General features: G+C 70.2%; 7 protein-coding genes and 2 pseudogenes. 5 read left to right on the top strand and 4 right to left on the bottom strand.

The annotated features are described in order from the left end of the window. Positions 1-288, bottom strand: a pseudogene (locus KDH83_RS32515) (fimbrial protein); the annotation flags it as partial. A 229-nt stretch (positions 289-517) separates the two neighbouring features. Here KDH83_RS32515 and KDH83_RS10430 point away from each other — a divergent pair. The 5 genes from KDH83_RS10430 (at position 518) to KDH83_RS10410 (ending at position 6,121) form a co-directional block, all read left to right on the top strand. Further along, positions 518-1,219, top strand: a complete 702-nt coding sequence (locus KDH83_RS10430) for a response regulator (RefSeq protein ID WP_103276329.1) — start codon at positions 518-520, stop codon at positions 1,217-1,219. A gap of 149 nt (positions 1,220-1,368) precedes the next feature. Next, the gene (locus KDH83_RS10425) at positions 1,369-2,904 is read left to right on the top strand and encodes an ATP-binding protein (protein WP_212315150.1); all 1,536 of its coding nucleotides are present in this window, start codon (positions 1,369-1,371) and stop codon (positions 2,902-2,904) included. An 83-nt stretch (positions 2,905-2,987) separates the two neighbouring features. Continuing rightward, a complete protein-coding gene (ruvB, locus tag KDH83_RS10420) occupies positions 2,988-4,061 on the top strand; it encodes a Holliday junction branch migration DNA helicase RuvB (RefSeq protein WP_212315148.1) in 1,074 nt (357 codons plus the stop codon). Between the two features lie 89 nt (positions 4,062-4,150). Next, positions 4,151-5,128, top strand: coding sequence for a threo-3-hydroxy-L-aspartate ammonia-lyase (locus tag KDH83_RS10415; protein ID WP_212315140.1), 978 nt, complete (start codon positions 4,151-4,153; stop codon positions 5,126-5,128). Positions 5,129-5,209: 81 nt separating this feature from the next. Beyond that, positions 5,210-6,121, top strand: coding sequence for a complex I NDUFA9 subunit family protein (locus KDH83_RS10410; protein WP_212315138.1), 912 nt, complete (start codon positions 5,210-5,212; stop codon positions 6,119-6,121). Between the two features lie 27 nt (positions 6,122-6,148). On the opposite strand, the gene ruvA is transcribed toward KDH83_RS10410, so the two are convergent. From ruvA to purH, 3 genes and pseudogenes are all read right to left on the bottom strand, one after another. Continuing rightward, entirely contained in the window at positions 6,149-6,721 is a 573-nt protein-coding gene (gene ruvA / locus KDH83_RS10405) for a Holliday junction branch migration protein RuvA (protein WP_103272670.1), read from the bottom strand. A gap of 96 nt (positions 6,722-6,817) precedes the next feature. After that, the gene (gene ruvC, locus KDH83_RS10400; RefSeq protein WP_212315136.1) at positions 6,818-7,363 is read right to left on the bottom strand and encodes a crossover junction endodeoxyribonuclease RuvC; all 546 of its coding nucleotides are present in this window, start codon (positions 7,361-7,363) and stop codon (positions 6,818-6,820) included. Beyond that, positions 7,363-7,777 (bottom strand): annotated as a pseudogene (gene purH, locus KDH83_RS32510) (bifunctional phosphoribosylaminoimidazolecarboxamide formyltransferase/IMP cyclohydrolase); the annotation flags it as partial. The pseudogene purH and the gene ruvC, both read right to left, overlap by 1 nt.

Below are 7,777 nucleotides of genomic sequence, written 5' to 3'. Positions count from 1 at the left end.
CGCCTGCACGGCGCTGTCCTGGCCGGGCTCGGCCGGTTGCAGGTCGCAGGGCGTGGGATCCAGCGGCACGGCGCGGTTGTCGAAGGACGGAGCCGGACGCACCGGCACTGGCTGCACGGGCGACAGCGCGCCGATGCCGCGGGCGGCATATTGCGGGGCGCCGGCGTAGGGCGGATAGGTTGGAGGCGCTTCGAGCGGACCGCCGACGGCCGGCGCCAGCGGGCAGGCGCAAGCCGCCGTCAGCGCGACACACGACAGCCGCCCGCGCCAGGATGCGGGAACGGCCATAGACATGCAGTGTAGAAAATGCGCGCCGCCATATCTGTAAACGATTCTTAGAAAACCGGACCAGCGGCTGCAAGCGGGAGCTATTTTACGTCCGCGACGGGGCTGGTCCGTCCGGCGCCGCCCGCGCATGGAAAGGACGGGTAAATTCGGCAAACGTCGTGCAACAGGTATATTTCAGATGATTTCCTGGCTCTTGCGGCCGGGCGCGGAGCGGCCCACTATGGCATCCATGGAAAATCCCCACACCAAATTGCTGGTTGTCGATGACGATCCGGCGTTGCGGCAATTGCTGGCCGATTACCTGAACCGGCACGGCTACGACACTTTGCTGGCGCCGGACGCCAGCGACCTGGCCAATCGCATCACCCGTTATGCGCCCGACCTGCTGGTCCTGGACCGGATGCTGCCCGGCGGCGACGGCGCCGACGCCTGCCGCCGGCTGCGCGAGCAGGGCGAGGACATACCCGTCATCCTGCTGACCGCGCGCGACGAGGCGGTGGACCGGATCATCGGCCTGGAGGCCGGCGCCGATGATTATGTCGGCAAGCCCTTCGATCCGCGCGAATTGCTGGCGCGCATCGAGGCCGTGCTGCGCCGCAAGCGCGGTCCGTCCGCATTGACCAAGGACGCGCCGGTCGCTTTCGGCCCCTTCGTGTTCGATCCCGCCACCCGCCAGCTGTCGCGCGAGCAGGTGGTGGTCAAGCTGACCGGCGGCGAAATCAATCTGCTCGAGGCGCTGGTGCGCAACGCCGGCAAGCCATTGTCGCGCGAGCGCCTGCTGGCGCTGGCGCGCGACGACGATGGCGGCGAGCGCAACGACCGGGCCATCGACATCGCCATCCTGCGGCTGCGTCGCGTGATCGAGACCGATCCCAAGCAGCCGCGCTGGATACAGACGGTCTGGGGCATCGGCTACCGCTTTTCCCCATAAAGGATGAAGCCCACCCCCGAAGCGCTGCGCGCTTCCCCCTCGAGGGGGCGCAACTGCGGACCGGCGGAGCCGGATCCGCGCTGCCCAGGTCGGCGGGAGGGCATTGTTTGGTTGGGTGGCATATGGTGTGGCGGCGGTTTGGATAAGTGATGCGATTCTCTCTTGGGTTCCTGGTGCCGCGCTCCTTGCGCGCGCGGCTGATTCTGCTGATCCTGGGGGCGGTGCTGCTGACGCAGGCCGCCACGCTGGTCACGGTCACGTATTTCCGCCACAAGTTCATGGAAGACGTGGCCATCGGCTATATCGTGACCACGATCCGCACCTTGCGCGCGGCCGTTTCGCAGGTGCCGGCCGAGGAGCGCGCGGAATTCGTGCGCGCGGCCTCTCAGAACCAGTGGCGGCTGTGGTCGCGGGTGCTGCCGATCGAGGCGCGGTTGCAGCGCTTCGGCGGCCGCCATCCGCCGCCGCCCCGGGGCGGGCCGAGGCCGCCGACGGTCAACGCCACGCCCGTGCCGCACGCGCCGGGGGACATGACCCGCGAAGAAGACGAGGAACGCTCCGCCGCCCGCGCGGCCGAGCGTATGCTCGACCGCCGCGAGGGCGGTTCGCCCTATCGCTCCGAGGTCGACGATGTCCGTCGCGACCTGCGCGGACTGGTGCAGCAGCTCAATGAACGCCTGAACGACGGCACGCGCGTGGCCCTGTCGCGCGGCCCCACGCCCGAGATCTTCATTTCGCTGGCGCCCAATTCCGACAGCGAGGACGTGCCGCGCCTGCGCGAATGGCTGGTGATCCCGCTGGAGCGCCTGGACCCGCCCGTGTCGACGCCGCTGGCCGCGGCCTGGCTGGGCGGCCTGGGCCTGCTGCTGTTGCTGGCGGTCGGGTTTTCCTGGCATATCACGCGTCCGCTCACGCGCCTGGCCGACGCCGCCGACCGCCTGGCCGCCGGACAGCCGCAACGCGTGGATCCCGCCGGTCCGACCGAGACCCGGGCGCTGGGCGAGCGTTTCAACGCCATGCTGGACGCGCTGGCCGAATCGGATTCTGTGCGCCGCACGCTGCTGGCCGGACTGCCGCATGACCTGAAGGGGCCCTTGTCCCGCATGTGGCTGCGCATCGAGCTGGCCGACGATTCCAAGCTCAAGGACGGCCTGCGCGCGGATCTCCAGGACATGCAGCACATGGTCGACCAGTTCATCGGCTTCGTGCGCGGCACCGATCCGGCGGCCTACCGGTATGCGTCCATGGCGTTGCAGGACTGGCTGGGCGAGCGCGTGCGCGCCTGGCAGGGCGCGGGCACCGACATCCGGCTGCACGGCGCCGAGGATCCGGCCCTGGTGGTGCAGGCGGACGCCGTGGCGCTGGGCCGCCTGCTGGACAACCTGATCGGCAACGCGCTGAACCACGGCGCGCCCCCGGTCGATGTCACCCTGCACCAGGAAGGTCGCCACGCGGTGCTGGACGTGGCCGACCACGGCCCGGGCATCGCGCCCGAGCGCCGTCGCGAGGCCCTGCGGCCCTTCAGCCGCCTGGACGACGCCCGCACCCGCACCGGCAGCGTGGGCCTGGGGCTGGCGCTGGCCGAGGCCATCGCCCGCGCCCACGGCGGCTCGCTGGAACTGCTGCAGGCCGAGACGGGCGGCCTGTGCGTGCGCGTGCGGCTGCCCCTGTCGGACGCCGCCTAGCGGACCCGTCTGCGGGACGGCGCACTCGGCCGGGCCATCTACGGTACGATGCTCGTTGCATTGTCCCTAGCCGTTTCCGCACCATGGCCATCCAGTCCGATTCGCTCTCCTCCCGTCCCGACGCCGCCCGCATCGTGGCGCCCCAGCCCGCGTCGCCCAACGAGGAGTCCATCGAGCGCGCCCTGCGGCCCAAGGCGCTGCAGGAATACGTTGGCCAGCAGCGCGCGCGCGAACAGCTGGAGATCTTCATCGCCGCCGCGCGCAAGCGCGGCGAAGCGCTGGACCACGTGCTGCTGTTCGGCCCGCCGGGCCTGGGCAAGACCACGCTGGCCCACATCATCGCGCATGAAATGGGCGTGCAGCTGCGCCAGACCTCCGGCCCGGTGCTGGAGCGTCCCGGCGACCTGGCCGCGCTGCTGACCAACCTGGAAAAGAACGACGTCCTGTTCATCGACGAGATCCACCGCCTGTCGCCCGTGGTCGAGGAAATCCTGTACCCGGCGCTGGAGGATTTCCAGATCGACATCATGATCGGCGAAGGCCCGGCCGCGCGCAGCGTCAAGCTGGACCTGCAGCCCTTCACGCTGGTGGGCGCCACCACCCGCGCCGGCATGCTGACCAATCCGTTGCGTGACCGCTTCGGCATCGTCTCGCGGCTGGAGTTCTACAACGCCGCCGACCTGGGCCATATCGTCACGCGCAGCGCGGGCCTGCTCAACGCCGAGATCACGCCGGACGGCGCCGCCGAGGTCGCGCGCCGCGCCCGCGGCACGCCCCGCATCGCCAACCGCCTGCTGCGGCGCGTGCGCGACTACGCCGAGGTCAAGGCGCGCGGCACCATCGACGCAGACGTGGCGGGTCGCGCCCTGGCCATGCTGGAAGTCGACCCGCAAGGGCTGGACCTGATGGACCGCAAGCTGCTGGAAGCCATCATCCACAAGTTCGACGGCGGACCGGTGGGCGTGGACAGCCTGGCGGCGGCCATCGGCGAAGAGCGCGACACCATCGAGGACGTGATCGAGCCCTACCTGATCCAGCACGGCTATCTGCAGCGCACGCCGCGCGGCCGTACCGCCACGCTGACCACCTGGCGCCACCTTGGGTTGACGCCGCCCGCCGGCACGGCCAGCGCCAGCGGGGATCTGTTCGGCAAGTAGCCGTGGCGGGCCGGCCGCCGCGCGGCGGGATGGCCTGGGCGGGTATATGATCCCAGGGTTTCGACCCCCGCGATCTGAGGACCCGTCCCATGCAGCCTGATTTGCCCACGAATCTCCCCAGCTACGACGATATCGTCCGCGCCAGCGAACGCCTGGCCGGCCACGCGCACCGCACGCCCGTGCTGACCTCGGCCACCGCCGATGCGATCGCCGGGGCCTCGCTGTTCTTCAAGTGCGAGAACTTCCAGCGCATGGGCGCGTTCAAGTTCCGTGGCGGCTACAACGCCATCGCGCGCCTGACGCCGGCGCAACGCGCCGCGGGCGTGGTGACGTTCTCGTCCGGCAACCATGCCCAGGCCATCGCGCTGGCCTCGCGCATGCAGGGCGTGCAGGCCACCATCATCATGCCGCTGGACGCCCCCGCGGCCAAGCGCGCCGCCACCGAGGGCTACGGCGGCAAGATCGTGACCTACGACCGCTACACCGAGGACCGCGAGGAAATCGCCCGCCGCATCCAGGCCGAGACCGGCGCCACGCTGATTCCGCCCTACGACCACGAGGACGTGATCGCGGGGCAGGGCACGGCGGCCAAGGAGCTGTTCGAGGAAGTGGGCGAGCTGGACTACCTGTTCGTCTGCCTGGGCGGCGGCGGCCTGCTTGGCGGATCGGCGCTGGCCGCCTATGCGCTGAGCCCGCGCTGCCTGGTCTACGGCGTGGAGCCCGAGGCCGGCAACGACGGCCAGCAATCGCTGCGCAAAGGTGAAGTGGTCCGAATTCCCGCGCCCAAGACCCTGGCCGACGGCGCCGCCACGACCCACCTGGGCAACCTGACCTTCCCGCTCATCCAGAAGTACGTGCGCGACATCGTCACCGTGACTGACGATCAACTGGTGTCGACCATGAAGTTCTTCGCCGAACGGATGAAGATGGTGGTGGAGCCGACCGGCTGCCTGTCCACCGCGGCCGTGCTGCAGAACGTGGTGCCGGTGCGCGGCGCGCGCGTGGGGATCATCATCAGCGGCGGCAACGTCGACCTGCCGGCCTACGCCAAACTGCTCTCCATTTGATTTTTCAACGCCGGCGCGCGCTTGCGGATGCGTTGGCCGCAAGGCAGAATCGGGCTGAATCCTGACGAACAGGGGCTGCTCATGCGTATCCTTGTCATCGGCGGCACCGGCTTCATCGGCCGTCGCCTGGTCGCCCGGCTTTCCGGCGGCGGACAGCACCAGATCCTGGTGCCCACGCGCAGCTATGGCCGCGGGCGGGATCTGCAGATCCTGCCCGGCGTCACGCTCATGGCCGACGACGTCCACGACGACGCCACGCTGGACCGCCTGATGCGCGGCTGCGACGCCGCCATCAACCTGGTCGGCATCCTGCACGGCAATGCCGGCAAGCCCTACGGTTCCGATTTCGCGCGCGCCCATGTGACGCTGCCGCAGCGCGTCGCGCAGGCCTGCCGGCGGCAGGGCGTGCGGCGCCTGCTGCACATGAGCGCGCTGGGCGCCGATTCCGCCGGCGCCAGCATGTATCAGCGTTCCAAGGGCGACGGCGAGGCTGCCGTCCGCCAGGAACTCGACGGCTGGCGCGACGGCGGCTGGACCATCTTCCGTCCGTCCGTGGTGTTCGGCCCGGATGACAACTTCACCAATCTTTTCGCCCGCCTGGCGCGCTGGCTGCCCGTGCTGCCGCTGGCGGGCGCGCATGCGCGCATGCAGCCGGTCTACGTGGGCGACGTGGTGGCCGCGATGGCGGCGGCGCTGGATGACACGCACGCCTGCGGCAAGGCCTATGAGCTGGGCGGGCCCCAGGTGTACACGCTGGGCGAGATCGTGCGCCTGTGCGCCGCCTGGAGCGGGCATCCGCGTCAGGTCTGGCCCATGCCGATGGGGCTGGGCCGCCTGCAGGCGCTGTTTTTCGAATGCCTGCCCGGCGAGCCGCTGATGTCGCGCGACAACCTGGATTCGCTGCGGCGCGACAACGTCTGTTCGGGGCCGATGGCGCCCGAGTTGCGGGTGGTGCCGACCGGGCTGGAAACAGTGGCGCCCAGCTATCTGTAGCGCCCGCGGCTAGCGCGGGCCGCGCCCTCAGCGCACCAGCGCCTTGAGCGCCAGCTTGATGCCGTCGGACACGCCCACGCCTTCGGGCAGCGTCTTCAGCGCCGACAGCGATTCCTTTTCCGAGTAGCCCAGCGCCAGCAGCGCGTTCAGGATGTCCGACTGATTGTCGGGCGTGGCATGCGCCTGGGCGCCGATGTCGGCGCCGAGCTTGCCGCGCATTTCCAGCAGCAGGCGTTCCGCCGTTTTCTTGCCGATGCCCGGCACGCGGGTCAGGCGGCCGGATTCCTGCAGCGTGATGGCCTGGGCCAGGTCGGCCACCGACAGGCCGGACAGCACCGACAGCGCGGTGCGCGCGCCGATGCCGCTGACCTTGATCAGCTCGCGGAAGGCGCTGCGCTCGCCGGCCGTGGCGAAGCCATACAGGATGTGGGCGTCCTCGCGCACCGTCAGGTGCGTGTAGAGCGTGACGCGCGCGCCGTTCTCGGGCAGCGCGTACAGCGTGCTCATGGGCACGTCGATGTCGTAGCCCAGTCCGTTGACGTCCACGCAGACGGTGGGCGGCAGTTTCTCGATCAGGGTTCCGGTGATGCGTCCGATCATGGCGGGAAGATGGCGTGAAAGGTGGAGCCGCGCGCATGCGCGGCGGGATGCGGGGATTCTATACGCGCGGCGCGGGCCGCGGGAGGGCGGGGTGGCTCAGCCGACCAGGCGGCCGTTGCGCAGCCGGGTCTGGCCGCCGCCCAGCGCAGCGCCCAGGCGGCCGAGCTTGTCCTGCAGCGGACCGGCGTGCGCGTGGCAGATGGCGCAGGCCAGCGCGTCGGCCGAGTCGGGGGCCGGCGTGCCGTCCAGGGACAGCAGGTGCTGGACCATCATCTGCACCTGTTCCTTGGCGGCGCGGCCGGTGCCGACCACGGCTTTCTTGATCTGCAGCGCGGTGTATTCGTGCACGGCCAGCGCGCTGTCGGCCAGCGCGCACAGCGCCGCGCCCCGCGCCTGGCCCAGCAGCAGGGTCGAGGCGGGGTTGGTGTTCAGGAAGACGATTTCCAGCGCGGCCACGTCCGGCCGGGTCTCCTGCGCCACCTGGCGCAGGTTGTCCAGGATGACCTTCAGGCGTTCGGACAGCGCCAGCGACGGCGGGACCACGATGGTCCCGCTGGCGACGTAGCGCAGGCGCATGCCATCGGCATCGACCACGCCGAAGCCGGTGCGGCGCAGGCCGGGATCGATGCCGAGGATGCGCATCAGTGGCGGAAGTGACGGGTGCCGGTCAGCACCATGGCGATGCCGTGCTCGTCGGCCGCCGCGATGACTTCATCGTCGCGCACGCTGCCGCCGGGCTGGATCACGCAGGTCGCGCCCGCGGCCACCACCACGTCCAGGCCGTCGCGGAACGGGAAGAAGGCGTCCGACGCCACGGCCGAGCCCTTGAGCGTCAGGCCGGCGTTCTCGGCCTTGATCGAGGCGATGCGGGCCGAGTCGATGCGGCTCATCTGGCCGGCGCCCACGCCCAGCGTCATGCCGCCGCCCACGAACACGATGGCATTGGACTTGACGTACTTGGCGACCTTCCAGGCGAAGGCCAGATCGTCCATTTCCTGTTCGGTGGGCTGGCGCTTGGTCACGACCTTGAGCGCGTCGCGCGGCACGTTGTAGGCG

Origin of the sequence: Achromobacter sp. Marseille-Q0513, assembly GCF_018195695.1 — a bacterium.
Lineage (GTDB): Bacteria > Pseudomonadota > Gammaproteobacteria > Burkholderiales > Burkholderiaceae_B > Achromobacter.
This window is presented reverse-complemented; position numbering and strand designations above follow the sequence as displayed.

Excerpts from the sequence above, each read along its gene's own strand:
- KDH83_RS10430 (WP_103276329.1), top strand. The coding sequence starts at position 518 with ATGGAAAATCCCCACACCAAATTGCTGGTTGTCGATGACGATCCGGCG.
- KDH83_RS10425 (WP_212315150.1), top strand. The coding sequence starts at position 1,369 with ATGCGATTCTCTCTTGGGTTCCTGGTGCCGCGCTCCTTGCGCGCGCGG.
- ruvB (WP_212315148.1), top strand. The coding sequence starts at position 2,988 with ATGGCCATCCAGTCCGATTCGCTCTCCTCCCGTCCCGACGCCGCCCGC.
- KDH83_RS10415 (WP_212315140.1), top strand. The coding sequence starts at position 4,151 with ATGCAGCCTGATTTGCCCACGAATCTCCCCAGCTACGACGATATCGTC.
- KDH83_RS10410 (WP_212315138.1), top strand. The coding sequence starts at position 5,210 with ATGCGTATCCTTGTCATCGGCGGCACCGGCTTCATCGGCCGTCGCCTG.
- ruvA (WP_103272670.1), bottom strand. The coding sequence starts at position 6,721 with ATGATCGGACGCATCACCGGAACCCTGATCGAGAAACTGCCGCCCACC.
- ruvC (WP_212315136.1), bottom strand. The coding sequence starts at position 7,363 with ATGCGCATCCTCGGCATCGATCCCGGCCTGCGCCGCACCGGCTTCGGC.